Origin of the sequence: Pseudomonas sp. MONT-RG-20F-20-E-7-02, from assembly GCF_022662395.1 — a bacterium.
Taxonomy (GTDB): Bacteria; Pseudomonadota; Gammaproteobacteria; order Pseudomonadales; family Pseudomonadaceae; genus Aquipseudomonas.
Genome location: NZ_JAKNQN010000011.1, coordinates 14,437 through 28,913 on the forward strand (window position 1 = coordinate 14,437; position 14,477 = coordinate 28,913).

The window sequence follows — 14,477 nt, forward strand, 5'->3', positions numbered from 1 at the left end:
TTGTTGTTGTTTTCGGGTCTTGGGGTTATCCGGCAAAGCGATGACAGGGTGTGCCGGGCACCTCCACCTCGATGGCCAGCACCGCGCCGTCCAAAGGGTGATCGAGTGGGCTGGCAGCACTGGTGATGTAGAGGGTGGTGAGGTTCGGGCCACCGAACACGCAACTGGTGGGGCGGCTGACGGGCAGCTCGATGATGCGCTCGACGTCGCCGTCCGGCGTCAGGCGCAGCAGGCAGCTGCCGTCCCAACGCGCGTTCCAGATATAGCCTTGGCTGTCCAGCGCCGAGCCGTCCGGGCCACCGCGTGAATGCGGGCCGAACCACACCTGCGCCGGGTCAAGCTGGCCGTCTGCCTGGATCGCGTGCCGGTAGAGCGTGGCGTCGAGGCTGTCGCCGAAATGCACCTGGGTGCCCTCCGCGTTCCACAGCAACGTATTGGGAATGCCCAGGCCGTGCAGCAGCGGCGTGACCTGCGCATCGGCGTCAATGCGAAACAGCCCACCGGAGCGCCGCGTGATGGGCAGGTCTTCGCCCTGCTCGCCGATGTTGTTCTGCATGGTGCCCAGCCACAGGCGGCCCTGGGCATCGCAACGCGCTTCATTGCCACGGTTGCCGGGTTGCGGGTCGGCCACACACAGCAGAGTCAGCGCTTCGGTTTCCAGGTTCAGCCGATAGACGCCGCTGCTCAAGGTCACCAGCGCATCGCCGCTCTCACACGGAATAAACGCCGAGACGTGCTCAGGCAACTGCCAGATCTGCAATTGCCCTTGCATAAACCGCAGCGCCTGTTTGCCGGCAATATTGACCCAGTACAGCGCCTGGGTCGGCGCATCCCAAAACGGTGCTTCGCCCAACTGCGCACGGTGTGCGGTGACAGCGGTACACGACATAAAACCTCCTGTTTTTTACAGCGGCTCGCGCGACGGCGTGCCATCCACCAGCCGCTGGATACGCAACGGGTTGGCGTTTTTCAACGCGTCGGGCAGCAGGCTATCAGGGTAATTCTGCAAGCACACGGGGCGCAGGAAGCGGTCGATGGCCAGGCTGCCGACCGAGGTGCCACGCGCGTCCGAAGTGGCTGGGTACGGGCCGCCGTGGACCATTGCGTCGCAGACTTCAACGCCGGTCGGGTAACCGTTCAGCAGGATGCGGCCAACCTTCTGCGCCAGCAGCGGCGTCAGTTCAGCAAACTGCTCAAGGTCGGCGGGCTCGCCAATGATCGTCGCCGTCAGTTGCCCGTGCAGGCCGTGCAAGGCGGCGCTGAGTTGGGCTTGATCGGCCACTTCGACGAATACTGTGGTCGGGCCGAACACTTCTTCCTGCAGCACCGCATCGCCGTCGATCAGCAAACCCACGTCGGCCTTGAACAGCTGCGGCTGTGCCTGGTTGCCCGCTTGGGCATTGCCCGCCAAGTGCTGGATGCCGGGGTGCGCGAGCAGCTTTTCCAGGCCTTTGCCGTAACTGCTCAAGGTGCCGGCGTTCAGCATGGTTTGCGCGGCTTGATCGCCGATCAGTCGGGCGACCTGCTGAGTGAATGCCGTGAATTGCGCAGAGGCAATGCCAATCACCAAACCAGGGTTGGTACAGAACTGGCCACAGCCCTGCACCACCGAGGCGGTCAGGTCGCGGGCGATGGTTTCGGCCCGCGCCTGCAAGGCCTGGGGCAATACGATGACCGGGTTGATGCTCGACATCTCGGCGAACACCGGGATCGGCTGCGGCCGCGCCGCCGCCATATCGCACAACGCGCGACCGCCCTTGAGCGAGCCGGTAAAGCCCACGGCCTGGATCGCCGGGTGCTTGACCAGCGCCTCACCGACGCCGCCGCCGAAGATCATATTGAATACGCCGGCCGGCATCTCAGTCGCCTCGGCCGCGCGAATAATCGCATTGGCGACGCACTCGGCGGTCGCCATATGCCCGCTGTGGGCCTTGAACACCACCGGGCAACCCGCCGCAAGCGCCGCTGCGGTGTCGCCGCCGGCCGTGGAAAATGCCAGGGGAAAGTTGCTCGCGCCAAACACCGCCACCGGGCCCAGGCCGATGCGGTACTGGCGCAGGTCCGGGCGCGGCAGTGGCTGGCGGTCGGGCAACGCCCTGTCGATGCGGGCGCCGTAAAAATCACCGCGACGCAACACCGTGGCGAACAGGCGCATCTGGCCGCTGGTGCGCCCGCGTTCGCCGTTGATGCGCGCGGCAGGCAGCGCGGTTTCGCGGCAGACCAGCGCGATAAAATCTTCACCCAACGCGTCCAGTTCATCGGCCACTGCGTCCAGGAACTGCGCGCGGCGCGAGGCACTCAGCGCGCAGTACGCCGGGTAAGCGGCTGCGGCGGCTTTGGCGGCGGCGTCGACCTCGTCCGGGGTGGCCTGGTAAAAGGTTTGCGCCAAGGCTTCGCCGGTGCTGGCGTCGATACTTTGCAGGGTCACGCTACCCTTGGCGCTGCGCTGGCCGCCGATGTAGTTGTGGCCGAGAAACTGGGTCATGTTGATCTCCTTAAAGGCTGATGACAGTGCCGGGTTCGAACGCCGATTCGGCGCTGCCGACCGTGTTGATCAATGGCGCGCCAAACTCGGCCTGGCTGATCTCGAACACATCGCCCGGTTGCGTGCGTATACCGTCGGCAAATGAAAGTGTGGCGGTGCCGAAGAAATGAATGTGCACATCGCCGGGCTTGAGAAACTGGCTGTATTTGAAGTGGTGATATTCAAGATTTTCCAGGCTGTGGCACATATTGGCCTCACCACTGAGGAATTCGTTCCGCCAGATTTCCTCACCGTTACGCAGGATGCGGCTGGTGCCCGCCAGGTGCTGGGGCAACTCACCCACGCGCAACTCCGGGCCATAACTGCAGCTGCGCAGTTTGGAGTGGGCCAGGTACAGGTAATTCTTGCGCTCCATCACGTGGTCGGAAAACTCGTTGCCCACCGCGAAACCCAGGCGATAGGGTTTGCCGTCGTGGCCGATCACGTAGAGGCCGCCAATCTCCGGTTCCTCGCCCGCGTCCTCGGCAAACGGCGGCACCGGGAATGCCTGGCCTGGGCGCACGACGATGCTGCCGTCGCCCTTGTAGAACCATTCCGGTTGCACACCGGCTTGGCCGGCCGCTGGCTTGCCGCCCTCCACGCCCCATTTGAAGATGCGCATGGTGTCGGTCAGGGCGCTGTCGTCAGCGGCGTGCTGGTGCATCTTGTCGCGCGCCGAGGCACTGCCCAGGTGAGTCAGGCCGGTGCCGCTGATCAGCATGTGGGCCGGGTCCGGGTGGTCAAGGGGCGGCAGGATTTTCAGGTCGGCGAGCAAGGCCGCGTAGTCGTAGCTGTCGCCCAGGCCCAAGTGGTCGACCCGTTGCTGCAACTTCTCGCCCGCCTCGATGGCCGCCAGCGCCAATTCGCGCACGCTGCGGGCCGTGCGCACTTCTCTGAGTTTGCTGCCTTCCACCACGCCGACGCGGCGCTCACCGTTACGCAATTCGAACTGAACTAAACGCATCAATTTTCTCCAGGATTAAGTCCGCGTGGCGCCACGCGCACTGGCGGCGAATTGATCGGCGGGCAGCACGTGCTTGCGTTCCAGCACGCGGTAGACCACGCCAGTCAGCAACAGGCCAAACAGCATCACCGCGGCCAGGAAGTACAAACCCGAGGCCAGGTTGCCGGTGTATTCCTTGAGCGCGCCAATCACGAACGGGCCGATATAGCCGCCGAGGTTGCCCACCGAGTTGATCAACGCAATGCCCGCCGCCGCGCTGGCGCCGGCAAAAAAGCGCCCCGGCAAGGTCCAGAACACCGCCGTGCAGGAAAACAGCGCGAACGCCGCCAGGCACAGCGCGGCCATCTGCAGCACCGGCACACTCAGCCAGGCGCTGAAAAACAGGCCGATGGCGCCCAGCACATAGAGCACGGCGAGGTGGCCGTAGCGATCATTCAAGCGGTCGGAACTGCGCGGGATAATCAGCAACCCGACGATGCCGAAGATGTACGGCACCGCCGAGACAAAACCAGTGACCAGGTCACTGCCGCCGAACTGCTTGATCAGCGTCGGCAACCACAGGCCCAGGCCATAAATGCTCAAGGTGACCGGCAGGTAGAACAGCGCCAGCAGCAACACGCGTTTGTCTTTGAGGGCATGCAGCGGGTTGACGTGGCGCGTCTGGCCATAGGCTTGCAAGTCTTTGTTCAGTTCGCCGGTGAGCCAGGTTTTTTCGTCCGCGCTCATCCACTTGACCTGCTGGGGGCCGTCCGGCAGGAAGCGCAGCACTGGCCAGGTCAGCAGCAAGGCCGGGGTGCCGATCACGATAAACAGCCACTGCCAGCCGTGCAGGCCGAGGATGCCGTCCATGCCCAGCAAGCCGCCGGACACGGGGCCTGTGATCATCATTGCAATCGGCTGGGACAGGATGAACAGCCCGAGGATCTTGCCGCGATGGCGCACCGGGAACCACTGGGTGATGTAGTACAGCACGCCCGGAAAGAACCCCGCCTCCGCCGCGCCGAGCAGAAAGCGCATCACGTAGAAACTGTGCGGCCCTTGCACAAAGGCCATGCCGATAGTGATGGCGCCCCAGGTCAGCATGATCCGCGCGAACCAGCGCCGCGCGCCGAAGCGGTCGAGCATCAGGTTGCTGGGAATCTCGAACAGGAAATAGCCAATGAAGAACAGCCCGGCGCCCAACCCGTAGGCGGCATCACCAATGCCGACATCGGCGCCCATGTGCAGCTTGGCGAACCCCACCGCCGAACGGTCTACGTAGGCGACCAGGTACAGCAGGATCAGGAAGGGAATCAGTTTCAGCGTGATGCGCCGTATAAGCCGCAGTTCCTGGCTCATGGGGTCGATCTCCGATTGTTGTTTTTATAGAAGCTCGGGGGCCGCCGCCGGTGAAAATCCGCCAGGGTCATGCCTCATTCAGGCCGACTATATAGTATGACTATTTGCAAAACAACTCTTCCAAACCCTCGATTTTGCGCTTATGTTTAAGCGCATATAGAACATATAGTCATACAATAAGAGAGTCGATCATGCCTGATAAAAAGCCCGCCCTCCGCTCTGCCCAGTGGTTTGGCACCGCCGACAAGAACGGTTTCATGTACCGCAGCTGGATGAAGAACCAGGGCATCGCCGACCATCAGTTTCATGGCAAGCCGATCATCGGTATCTGCAACACCTGGTCGGAGCTGACGCCGTGCAACGCGCATTTCCGGCAGATCGCCGAGCACGTCAAGCGCGGGGTGATCGAGGCCGGTGGCTTCCCGGTGGAATTCCCGGTGTTCTCCAACGGCGAATCCAACCTGCGCCCCACCGCCATGCTCACCCGCAACCTGGCGAGCATGGACGTGGAAGAGGCGATTCGCGGCAACCCCATCGACGGCGTGGTGTTGCTGACCGGTTGCGACAAAACCACCCCGGCGCTGCTGATGGGCGCGGCCAGTTGCGACGTGCCGGCCATCGTCGTCACCGGTGGGCCGATGCTCAACGGCAAGCACAAAGGCCAGGACATCGGCTCGGGCACGGTGGTGTGGCAGCTCAGCGAACAGGTCAAGGCCGGCACCATCACCCTGGATGACTTCCTCGCAGCCGAAGGCGGCATGTCGCGTTCGGCGGGCACCTGCAACACCATGGGCACCGCCTCGACCATGGCCTGCATGGCCGAGGCGCTGGGCACTTCCCTGCCCCACAACGCGGCGATTCCGGCGGTGGATGCGCGGCGTTATGTGCTGGCGCACATGTCCGGCATGCGCGCAGTAGAGATGGTGCGCGAAGACTTGAAGCTGTCGAAGATCCTCACCAAAGAGGCGTTTGAAAACGCGATCCGCGTAAACGCCGCCATCGGCGGCTCGACCAACGCAGTGATCCACTTGAAAGCCATCGCCGGGCGCATCGGCGTCGAACTCGACCTGGATGACTGGACGCGCATGGGGCGCGGCATGCCAACCATTGTCGATTTGCAGCCGTCCGGGCGCTTCCTGATGGAAGAGTTCTACTATGCCGGTGGCCTGCCTGCCGTGCTGCGCCGCCTGGGCGAGGCCAACCTGATCCCGCACCCGAACGCCTTGACCGTCAACGGCAAGTCCCTGGGCGAAAACACCAAGGACTCGCCGATCTACGGCCAGGACGAAGTGATCCGCACCCTCGACAACCCGATCCGCGTCGACGGCGGCATCTGCGTGCTGCGCGGCAACCTCGCGCCGCTGGGTGCGGTGCTCAAGCCTTCGGCCGCCAGCGCTGAGTTGATGCAGCATCGTGGCCGCGCGGTGGTGTTCGAGGACTTCGACATGTACAAGGCGCGGATCAACGACCCGGAACTGGACGTGGATGCCAACTCGATCCTGGTCATGAAAAATTGCGGGCCCAAGGGTTATCCCGGCATGGCCGAGGTCGGCAACATGGGCTTGCCGGCCAAGCTGCTGGCCCAGGGCGTGACCGATATGGTGCGCATTTCCGACGCACGCATGAGCGGCACGGCCTACGGCACGGTGGTCTTGCATGTGGCGCCGGAAGCCGCCGCCGGTGGGCCATTGGCGACGGTCAAGGAAGGCGACTGGATCGAACTCGACTGCGCCAACGGCCGTCTGCACCTGGACATCCCCGACGCCGAGCTGGCGGCGCGCATGGCCGACCTGGCGCCCCCGCAAAAGCTGATCGTCGGCGGCTACCGCCAGCTGTATATCGACCATGTACTGCAAGCCGACCAGGGCTGTGACTTTGACTTTCTGGTGGGCTGCCGTGGGGCTGAAGTCCCCCGTCATTCCCACTAATTGGGATGCTATGATGCCGCCTATTTAGCCAGAGCCTCCCGTTCGTTATGGATCACCAGCCGCCCAAGCCGCGCAAGAGCATGCATGCCCAGATCGTTCAGGATTTGGGCATGCACATCGTTTCCGGGCGCTTCAAGCCCGAAGAACGCCTGCCCATGGAAGCCACGCTGTGCGAGGAGTACAAGGTCAGCCGCTCGGTGTTGCGCGAGGCGACGCGGGTGCTCAGCGCCAAGGGCCTGGTGTATTCCAAACCGCGGGTGGGCGCGGTGGTGCGCCCACGCTTGAAATGGCACTTGCTCGACCCGGACGTGTTGTCCTGGCTGATGCAGACCACACCTCACAGTGAGTTTTTCAACACCCTGGCTGGCGTGCGGCGCATCCTCGAACCGGAAATCGCCGCCATGGCCGCGACCACCGCCACCGCCGAAGACATCGCCACCATCGAAAAAGCCTACCTGGGCATGGAAACCGCCACCACCCACGACGCGCTGTTGCAGGCCGACCTGGACTTCCACCGCGCGATTGCCGACGCCACCCGCAACGACCTGCTCGCCTACATGTGCAACATGCTCTCGTTGCCGCTGCGCGAGTCGATCAACATCACCAACCGGCGCCCCGACATCCAGGGCCTGAGCCTGCCGCGCCACAAGGCGATCCTCACCGCCATCCAGAACCGCGACGCCCTCGGCGCCCGCCACGCCTCGCTGGTGCAGCTGGATGACACGCGGGTGGCGCTGGACACGGTGATGAATGTGCTGACGCCGCTGTAGATCCATCGTCTACGCTCAGGAGGTCAGTTCGAGGAACCGGCCATGTGCGGACGACTCTCGCAGTACCGCGGTATTCATGACTTTGTGGCGGCCTTGAGCATGCCCAATGCGCTGCTCAACAACGTGGGTGAGCCGCCGCTTGAGCGCTACAACGTGGCGCCCTCCACGCCGGTTGCCCTGCTGCACATGGAAAATGGCCTGCTGCATGCCGACCGTGTGCGCTGGGGCTGGCGGCCGCACTGGGCCAAGGAGCGCGCGCCGCCGATCAATGCGCGGGTCGAGAAAGTCGCCAACGGCCCGTTCTTTCGCGCGATCTGGCCGCACCGCGCGATTGCGCCAATCGATAATTGGTTTGAATGGGTGGACGAAGGCGGCGCGAAAAAACAGCCTTACCTGATTCGCCGCCGCGACGGCGCGCCGGTGTTGTGCACAGCCATCGGCCAACTGCCCGATGCCGATGAAGGCGCGAGCCTTGACGATGGGTTTGTGATTATTACCGCCGACAGTGCGGGCGGCATGGTCGACATCCATGATCGCCGGCCGGTGGTGCTGAACCCCGAGTTGGCCCGCGAATGGCTGGACCCGGCGACAAACCGAGGCCGTGCCGAACAAATGGTGCTGTTCCAGGGCGAGCCGCCCGACGTGTTTGAATGGTTCAGGGTCGACAGCGCCGTGGGCAACCCACGCCACGACGGACGCCATGTGATCGAGCCCGTCGACTACTGAGCAACCTCCACCAGCGAGATCAGCCGCGGCTCAATGCATGCCTCAACGATTTCAAGCACCGCAAGCGTCACCGGCAGCTTGAACCGTCGCCTGCCGGCGCTGCCGGGGTTGACGTACAAGGTTGCGCCGCGCCACTCGATCAAGGGCTTGTGCGAGTGGCCGGTGATCACCAGCCGTGTGTGCGGTTCGAGTAAGGCTGGCACGTCGGCAATGTCATGCACGAGCAGGGTTTGCCAGCCATTCAAATCAATCTTCAGATGTTCCGGCACCTGCTGCGCCCACGCGTCATCCTGGTCATTGTTGCCGCGCACCGCGTGCACGGGGGCAATCTGTGCAAGCTGCTCAAGAATCTCCGGCCCGCCGATATCGCCCGCGTGGATGATCTGCTCACAGCCTTGCAATGCTGCTATGGCCTCAGGTCGCAGCAGGCCGTGGGTGTCGGAAATGACGCCTACTTTCATAGGTCCTCCTTAATGATGTGGCATTGACCGCGCGCGCCTTAAACGATTCAGGTCGTTGGCGAACCTTTCCCCCCAAACCAGCGTCCGAGCTAAGGCATTGTTGCTCACCGCTCGCCGCGAGGTCCTCGTTTGAAAGCCGCCATCATCAAAAAATACCGCCTGATCATCAAGACCATGGGCTATGTGGGCTGGGCGTTGTTCTGGCTGTTGTTGTGGGATGTGGCCGTGACAGTGGACTTCATGCTGTTTCTGACCACCAAGATCAATCTGCCGCTGATGCCCTTGACGCTGTTGGGGTCGGCGCTGGTGGTGCTGATCAGTTTTCGCAACAGCAGTGCCTATAACCGCTGGTGGGAAGCCCGCACATTGTGGGGCGCGATGGTGAATAACTCGCGCAGCTTTGCCCGCCAGGTGCTGACCTTGCTGGACGACCCGGACGCCGAGGTGAACCCGGTCAAGGCCACCTTGCTGCGCCGCCATGTGGCCTATGTGAATTGCCTGGCGGCGCACCTCAGAGGCCAGCCGTGCCCGGATGAGGTGCGCGCGTTTATCCCGGCTGAGGAATTCGCACGCAATGGCGCCACCAACAACTTTGCCAATGACATCCTCACCGGTTCCGCAGCGATATTGGCCCGCGAATACAAGGCCGGTCACCTGGACAGCATTCGCCTGGCGCGGCTGGAGTCGACCCTGGTGGACTTGTCCAACGCCCAGGGCGGCATGGAGCGCATCGCCAATACGCCGCTGCCCTACCCTTACGTGTATTTCCCGCGCCTGTTTATCTCGCTGTTCTGCCTGATCGTGCCGGTCGGGCTGGTGGAATCCCTGGGCTGGTTCACGCCGCTGGCCTCGACGGTGGTGGGCTTTATGCTACTGGCCATCGAACGCATCGGCACCGACCTGCAAAGCCCGTTTCATTCCAGCGAACACCAGATCCAGATGGAAGCCATCTGCGAAACCATCGAAAAAAACCTGCAGTCGATGCAGCGTGATGCGCTGGGGGGGGAGCGTATTGGTTGAGCGGCCGCGGTTTCCGGCATTTTTAGCCTCGCATCAAGAAATTATAAGTTACGGTTCCAGTGGAACTCCATCAAGTATCAGGGCCACTAGGCACGCATAAGCATCAAGTAATATTTACTCTCATTACTGGCCTATAAGCGGGCACTTACCCTAGGAGTTTTGCATTGAACATATCCCCTTCACCCTGGACACCCACAACCTACCCATTACCCGGCAACAACCCGGCGCCATTGGACACCCCTCAGATCGAGACGCCAGTTTTAAATCGAAAAAAACGTGGCGTGGCCTCTAAAGATGATCTTTGGCCGCAGCACTCTACAATTAAAGTGTCTTTATTAGGCATGACGGAAGAACAAAAAAATTTTACAAAAAAACAAATTTGCAAATGGGCGCCGCACATAAACTTGTGCATTCAATTCACAGATCGCCCAGACGGCCATATTAGAATTAAAGCCGACAACACTATAATAGGTGGCTACTCGGAAATCGGTAAAAATTCGGTGAGCGACGAAGAGGCTTCAATGGTTATAGGCTTCCGAGACGGGATGAACGCCTTCGCCGGCGGTACTATAAAGCATGAATTCGGACACGCCTTAGGGTTGGAGCATGAGCACCAACACCCCGATACAAACCTTGATTTTAATGCAAAGTTAATACACGAGCGCGCAGTAAAAAGCATCCCAGATATAACCCTGGAAGATGTGAACGTCAACGTCATAGGAAAACTGCCACGCGATTCAGTGGTAACGTCACCCTACGACCGAAACTCAATTATGCACTACAAGTTCAGCAAAGAAGAGCTCAACGGTGGAGAGCCCGTACCGGAAATAAATGATCTTTCAGAGGAGGATATAAAATTCATTAGCTCACTTTATCCTAAAGCTTACTGCCCACCCCGTTGCCGTCCAGGTTTTGGTTATTTCCCCCCGCCAACCGTTTGAAGCAGTCATGCAAGGTGTTTTTATGTGCTGTGCTCGCCAGCCAGTCTTCAATCAAGGGCGTTGCCGCCAGCCTTAACCCTGCATAACCGCGGTCAACCTACGCTTGATCGCGGCTGCAAAACCCGGGCGCACGCAATCGGCTCGAAGCCGTGGCGTGTGGTTTGCACTACCGCCTGGTGGAAGTCTGAGAACCTATCATTTTTACCAGTGCACCTGACGCACCGTTTTCGCTAGCCTGTACCGCATCGAATCCCAAGGAGTTACAGAACATGCAGGTACGCGAAAGTTATGCCGATTTCCGTGGCTATCGGACGTGGTTCCGGGTCACCGGTGACCTGAATTCCGAGCGCCTGCCCTTGATCGTCGCCCACGGCGGCCCGGGCTGCACTCATGATTACGTCGACAGTTTCAAAGACCTGGCCGCCACCGGCCGCGCAGTAGTGCACTACGACCAGGTCGGCAATGGCCGTTCCACTCATTTGCCCGGCGCCGCCGCCGATTTCTGGACGGTGGAACTGTTCCTGGCCGAGCTGGACAACCTTGTGGACCACCTGGAAATCAGCGACTACGCGCTGCTCGGCCAATCCTGGGGCGGAATGCTCGGCGCCGAACACGCGGTGCGCCAGCCTACCGGTTTGAAGGCGTTGATCATTGCCAACTCGCCCGCGTCGATGGACCTGTGGTGCGCGGCGGCGAATGAACTGCGCCAGGCACTGCCCGCCGACGTGCAGGCGACGTTGCTGCGCCACGAAGCCGCAGGCACCACCGACAGTGCCGACTACCACGCCGCCGCAGAGGTGTTTTACGCACGCCATGTGTGCCGTATTCAACCGACACCTGCCGAAGTCGAGCGCACCAATATCGCCATCGAGGAAGACCCCACCGTCTACCACGCAATGAACGGCCCCACCGAATTCCACGTGATCGGCAGCCTGCGCAACTGGACCATCATTGATCGACTGTCACGCATCCAGGTGCCGACATTGCTGATTTCCGGGCGCTTCGATGAGGCCACACCGGCCACCGTGCAGCCGTTTGCCGATGGCATCAGCGACGTGCGCTGGCAGATTTTCGAACAGTCCAGCCATATGCCGCATGTTGAAGAGCGCGAGGCGTGCATGGCGTGTGTGGATGGTTTTCTCGCCTCCCTGGAGTGAATGTGGTGCACAGCCTTTCTGTGGCGCAGGTAAATGCAGGGGGAAACCTCAAGGGCACGAGTCAGGCGATTCCAAACCGCCGTGCGGAAAACCCTGCATGCCCACGCGGCATTTGACCACGCCTCATCTTCACAGCACTTGTAATAGTCTATTGCAGGACTCTAATGTACTAACTGGTTACTTATCTTGCTAACATTCGACCTTTAGTCACTCACATTCGAGTCCTGTCGACATGAAACGAGCATCCCGCGCCACTGGCGCCTCACGATATCTCTTGCTGGGCCTGGGCATTGTCATTGCCCTGCTCGGCGTGGCCCTGGCCGTTGGCGGCGCCAAACTGGCCAGCCTGGGCGGTTCCTGGTACTTCCTGGTCGGTGGCGTGGCCATGGCCGTTTCCGGCCTGCTGATTGCCCGGTGCAAACCGGCGGGTGCGTGGTGGTTCGCCGCCTTTCTGGTCGGCACGGCGGTGTGGGCGGTGGCGGACGTCGGGCTGGTGTACTGGCCGCTGTTCTCGCGGTTGTTCATGTTTGCGGTGATCGGCGTGGTGGTGGCGCTGGTGTACCCGCTGCTGGCCGGCAAACCCGCACGCGGCGCGTATGGCATTGCTGCGGTATTGGCGGTAGGCGTGGCGGTCGCGGCAGGCAATATGTTCGTGGCGCACCCGAGCGTGGCGCCGACCGGCAAAGGCCCTGGCATCACGCCGGTGGCGGCGGCCGATGCGCAGAAAGACTGGGCGCATTACGGCAATACTGAAGGCGGCAGCCGCTTTGCGGCGCTGGACCAGATCAACCGCGACACCGTCAACAAGCTCAAAGTGGCGTGGACCTACCACACCGGTGACGTGGCGATCAGCGACGGCAACGGCGCCGAAGACCAACTGACGCCCCTGCAGATCGGCAACAAGGTGTTCATCTGCACACCGCACAACAACCTGATCGCCCTGGATGCCGACACCGGCAAAGAGCTGTGGAAGAACGAAGTCAACGCCAAGTCGGCGGTATGGCAGCGTTGCCGCGGCATGGCGTATTTCGATGCCACCGCGCCCATCGCCCAGCCGACCCAGCCAAACAGATCGCCAATCGTGGCCGCCAGTGTGCCGGCCGGTGCGCAATGCCAGCGTCGTCTGCTGACCAACACCATTGATGCGCGCCTGATCGCGGTGGATGCCGACACCGGCAAATTCTGCGAAGACTTCGGCACCCACGGCCAGGTGGATTTGAAAGCCGGCCTGGGCGATGTGCCGGACAGCTACTACCAACTGTCTTCCGCGCCGTTGATGGCCGGCACCACCGTTGTCGTCGGTGGCCGCGTCGCCGACAACGTACAAACCGACATGCCTGGCGGCGTGATCCGTGGTTTCGACGTGATCACCGGCCAGATGCGCTGGGCCTTCGACCCGGGCAACCCGGAAGACAAACACGCCCCTGCGGCCGGCAGCACCTACGTGCGCAGCACGCCAAACAGCTGGGCGCCGATGTCTTACGACCCGCTGATGAATACGGTCTTCCTGCCGATGGGCAGCTCCTCCACCGATATCTACGGTGTTGAACGCACCCAGCTCAACCACAAATACGGCGCCTCGGTGCTGGCCCTGGACGCCTCCACCGGCGCAGAAAAGTGGGTGTACCAGACCGTCCACAATGACCTCTGGGACTTCGACCTGCCGATGCAGCCGAGCCTGATCGACTTCACCCCACCGGGCAGCGACAAGGCAGTACCGGCCGTGGTGATCGGCACCAAGGCCGGGCAGATTTATGTGCTCGACCGCGCCACCGGCAAGCCGCTGACCGACGTCAAGGAAGTGCCGGTCAAGGCCGCGAACATTCCGAACGAGCCGTACTCGCTGACCCAGCCAAAATCGGTCGGCATGCCGCAGATCGGCGCGCAAACCCTCACCGAATCGGACATGTGGGGCGCCACGCCGTACGACCAGTTGCTGTGCCGCATCGACTTCAAGGGCATGCGTTACGACGGCCTGTACACCGCGCCAGGCACGGATAAATCCCTGAGTTTCCCAGGCTCCCTGGGCGGCATGAACTGGGGCAGCATTTCCACTGACCCGGTGCACGATTTTATCTTCGTCAACGACATGCGCCTGGGTCTGTGGATCCAGATGGTGCCATCGCAGAACAAGGCCCAGGCCTCGTCCGGCGGTGAAGCGCTGAACACCGGCATGGGCGCCGTGCCGCTCAAGGGCACGCCGTATGCGGTGAACAAAAACCGCTTCCTGTCGGTGGCCGGCATCCCGTGCCAGGCGCCTCCGTTCGGCACCCTGACCGCCATCGACATGAAGACCCGGCAGATCGCCTGGCAAGTGCCGGTCGGCACCGTGGAAGACACCGGCCCATTGGGCATCCGCATGCACCTGCCGATCAAGGTGGGCCTGCCGACCCTCGGCGGCACGCTGTCCACCCAGGGCGGCCTGATCTTTATCGCCGGCACCCAGGATTTCTACCTGCGCGCCTTCAACAGCGCCAACGGTGATGAAATCTGGAAAGCCCGCCTGCCAGTGGGCAGCCAAGGCGGCCCGATGACTTACGTTTCGCCGAAAACCGGCAAGCAATACATCGTCATCACCGCCGGCGGCGCACGCCAGTCCACTGACCGTGGCGACTACGTGATCGCCTACGCCCTGCCATAACCCCGTG

The 14,477-nt window shown here is 62.1% G+C and carries 12 protein-coding genes; 7 read left to right on the forward strand and 5 right to left on the reverse strand.

What is annotated here, in order from left to right; translation table 11 throughout:
- Positions 1–25: 25 nt before the first annotated feature.
- Genes L8I05_RS25525 through L8I05_RS25540 form a run of 4 tightly spaced genes read right to left on the reverse strand, consistent with a single transcriptional unit; the run spans position 26 to position 4,826 of the window.
- Positions 26–889 carry an SMP-30/gluconolactonase/LRE family protein gene (locus tag L8I05_RS25525; protein ID WP_242172989.1) on the reverse strand — a complete coding sequence of 288 codons (864 nt, stop codon included), beginning with the start codon at positions 887–889 and terminating at the stop codon, positions 26–28.
- 15 nt (positions 890–904) lie between these two features.
- A complete protein-coding gene (locus L8I05_RS25530; protein ID WP_242173002.1) occupies positions 905–2,485 on the reverse strand; it encodes an aldehyde dehydrogenase (NADP(+)) in 1,581 nt (526 codons plus the stop codon).
- 10 nt (positions 2,486–2,495) lie between these two features.
- Complete coding sequence (araD1, locus tag L8I05_RS25535) at positions 2,496–3,488, reverse strand: AraD1 family protein (RefSeq protein WP_242173006.1); 993 nt, start codon at positions 3,486–3,488, stop codon at positions 2,496–2,498.
- Between the two features lie 15 nt (positions 3,489–3,503).
- The gene (locus L8I05_RS25540) at positions 3,504–4,826 is read right to left on the reverse strand and encodes an MFS transporter (RefSeq protein ID WP_242173010.1); all 1,323 of its coding nucleotides are present in this window, start codon (positions 4,824–4,826) and stop codon (positions 3,504–3,506) included.
- A 191-nt stretch (positions 4,827–5,017) separates the two neighbouring features.
- Between L8I05_RS25540 and L8I05_RS25545 the strand changes: the two genes are divergently transcribed.
- Genes L8I05_RS25545 through L8I05_RS25555 form a run of 3 tightly spaced genes read left to right on the forward strand, consistent with a single transcriptional unit; the run spans position 5,018 to position 8,250 of the window.
- A complete protein-coding gene (locus L8I05_RS25545; protein ID WP_242173013.1) occupies positions 5,018–6,754 on the forward strand; it encodes an IlvD/Edd family dehydratase in 1,737 nt (578 codons plus the stop codon).
- Between the two features lie 47 nt (positions 6,755–6,801).
- Positions 6,802–7,524: a FadR/GntR family transcriptional regulator gene (locus L8I05_RS25550; protein ID WP_242173017.1), complete on the forward strand. Its 723-nt coding sequence runs from the start codon at positions 6,802–6,804 to the stop codon at positions 7,522–7,524.
- A 42-nt stretch (positions 7,525–7,566) separates the two neighbouring features.
- Complete coding sequence (locus tag L8I05_RS25555; RefSeq protein ID WP_242173033.1) at positions 7,567–8,250, forward strand: SOS response-associated peptidase family protein; 684 nt, start codon at positions 7,567–7,569, stop codon at positions 8,248–8,250.
- On the opposite strand, the gene L8I05_RS25560 is transcribed toward L8I05_RS25555, so the two are convergent.
- Complete coding sequence (locus L8I05_RS25560) at positions 8,244–8,711, reverse strand: metallophosphoesterase family protein (RefSeq protein ID WP_242173036.1); 468 nt, start codon at positions 8,709–8,711, stop codon at positions 8,244–8,246. The two genes, L8I05_RS25555 and L8I05_RS25560, sit on opposite strands and share 7 nt — an antisense overlap.
- 129 nt (positions 8,712–8,840) lie before the next feature.
- Between L8I05_RS25560 and L8I05_RS25565 the strand changes: the two genes are divergently transcribed.
- The 4 genes from L8I05_RS25565 to L8I05_RS25580 all read left to right on the forward strand — a co-directional run bounded on the left by L8I05_RS25565 (position 8,841) and on the right by L8I05_RS25580 (position 14,470).
- The gene (locus L8I05_RS25565) at positions 8,841–9,731 is read left to right on the forward strand and encodes a bestrophin family ion channel (RefSeq protein ID WP_159955745.1); all 891 of its coding nucleotides are present in this window, start codon (positions 8,841–8,843) and stop codon (positions 9,729–9,731) included.
- 164 nt (positions 9,732–9,895) lie between these two features.
- The gene (locus L8I05_RS25570) at positions 9,896–10,672 is read left to right on the forward strand and encodes a M12 family metallopeptidase (protein ID WP_242173038.1); all 777 of its coding nucleotides are present in this window, start codon (positions 9,896–9,898) and stop codon (positions 10,670–10,672) included.
- Between the two features lie 269 nt (positions 10,673–10,941).
- Entirely contained in the window at positions 10,942–11,829 is an 888-nt protein-coding gene (locus L8I05_RS25575) for a proline iminopeptidase-family hydrolase (RefSeq protein ID WP_242173055.1), read from the forward strand.
- Between the two features lie 232 nt (positions 11,830–12,061).
- The gene (locus L8I05_RS25580) at positions 12,062–14,470 is read left to right on the forward strand and encodes a glucose/quinate/shikimate family membrane-bound PQQ-dependent dehydrogenase (protein WP_242173057.1); all 2,409 of its coding nucleotides are present in this window, start codon (positions 12,062–12,064) and stop codon (positions 14,468–14,470) included.
- Positions 14,471–14,477 lie beyond the last annotated feature (7 nt).

Excerpts from the sequence above, each read along its gene's own strand:
- L8I05_RS25525 (WP_242172989.1), bottom strand. The coding sequence starts at position 889 with ATGTCGTGTACCGCTGTCACCGCACACCGTGCGCAGTTGGGCGAAGCA.
- L8I05_RS25530 (WP_242173002.1), bottom strand. The coding sequence starts at position 2,485 with ATGACCCAGTTTCTCGGCCACAACTACATCGGCGGCCAGCGCAGCGCC.
- L8I05_RS25575 (WP_242173055.1), top strand. The coding sequence starts at position 10,942 with ATGCAGGTACGCGAAAGTTATGCCGATTTCCGTGGCTATCGGACGTGG.
- L8I05_RS25555 (WP_242173033.1), top strand. The coding sequence starts at position 7,567 with ATGTGCGGACGACTCTCGCAGTACCGCGGTATTCATGACTTTGTGGCG.
- L8I05_RS25550 (WP_242173017.1), top strand. The coding sequence starts at position 6,802 with ATGGATCACCAGCCGCCCAAGCCGCGCAAGAGCATGCATGCCCAGATC.
- L8I05_RS25545 (WP_242173013.1), top strand. The coding sequence starts at position 5,018 with ATGCCTGATAAAAAGCCCGCCCTCCGCTCTGCCCAGTGGTTTGGCACC.
- araD1 (WP_242173006.1), bottom strand. The coding sequence starts at position 3,488 with ATGCGTTTAGTTCAGTTCGAATTGCGTAACGGTGAGCGCCGCGTCGGC.
- L8I05_RS25580 (WP_242173057.1), top strand. The coding sequence starts at position 12,062 with ATGAAACGAGCATCCCGCGCCACTGGCGCCTCACGATATCTCTTGCTG.
- L8I05_RS25560 (WP_242173036.1), bottom strand. The coding sequence starts at position 8,711 with ATGAAAGTAGGCGTCATTTCCGACACCCACGGCCTGCTGCGACCTGAG.
- L8I05_RS25540 (WP_242173010.1), bottom strand. The coding sequence starts at position 4,826 with ATGAGCCAGGAACTGCGGCTTATACGGCGCATCACGCTGAAACTGATT.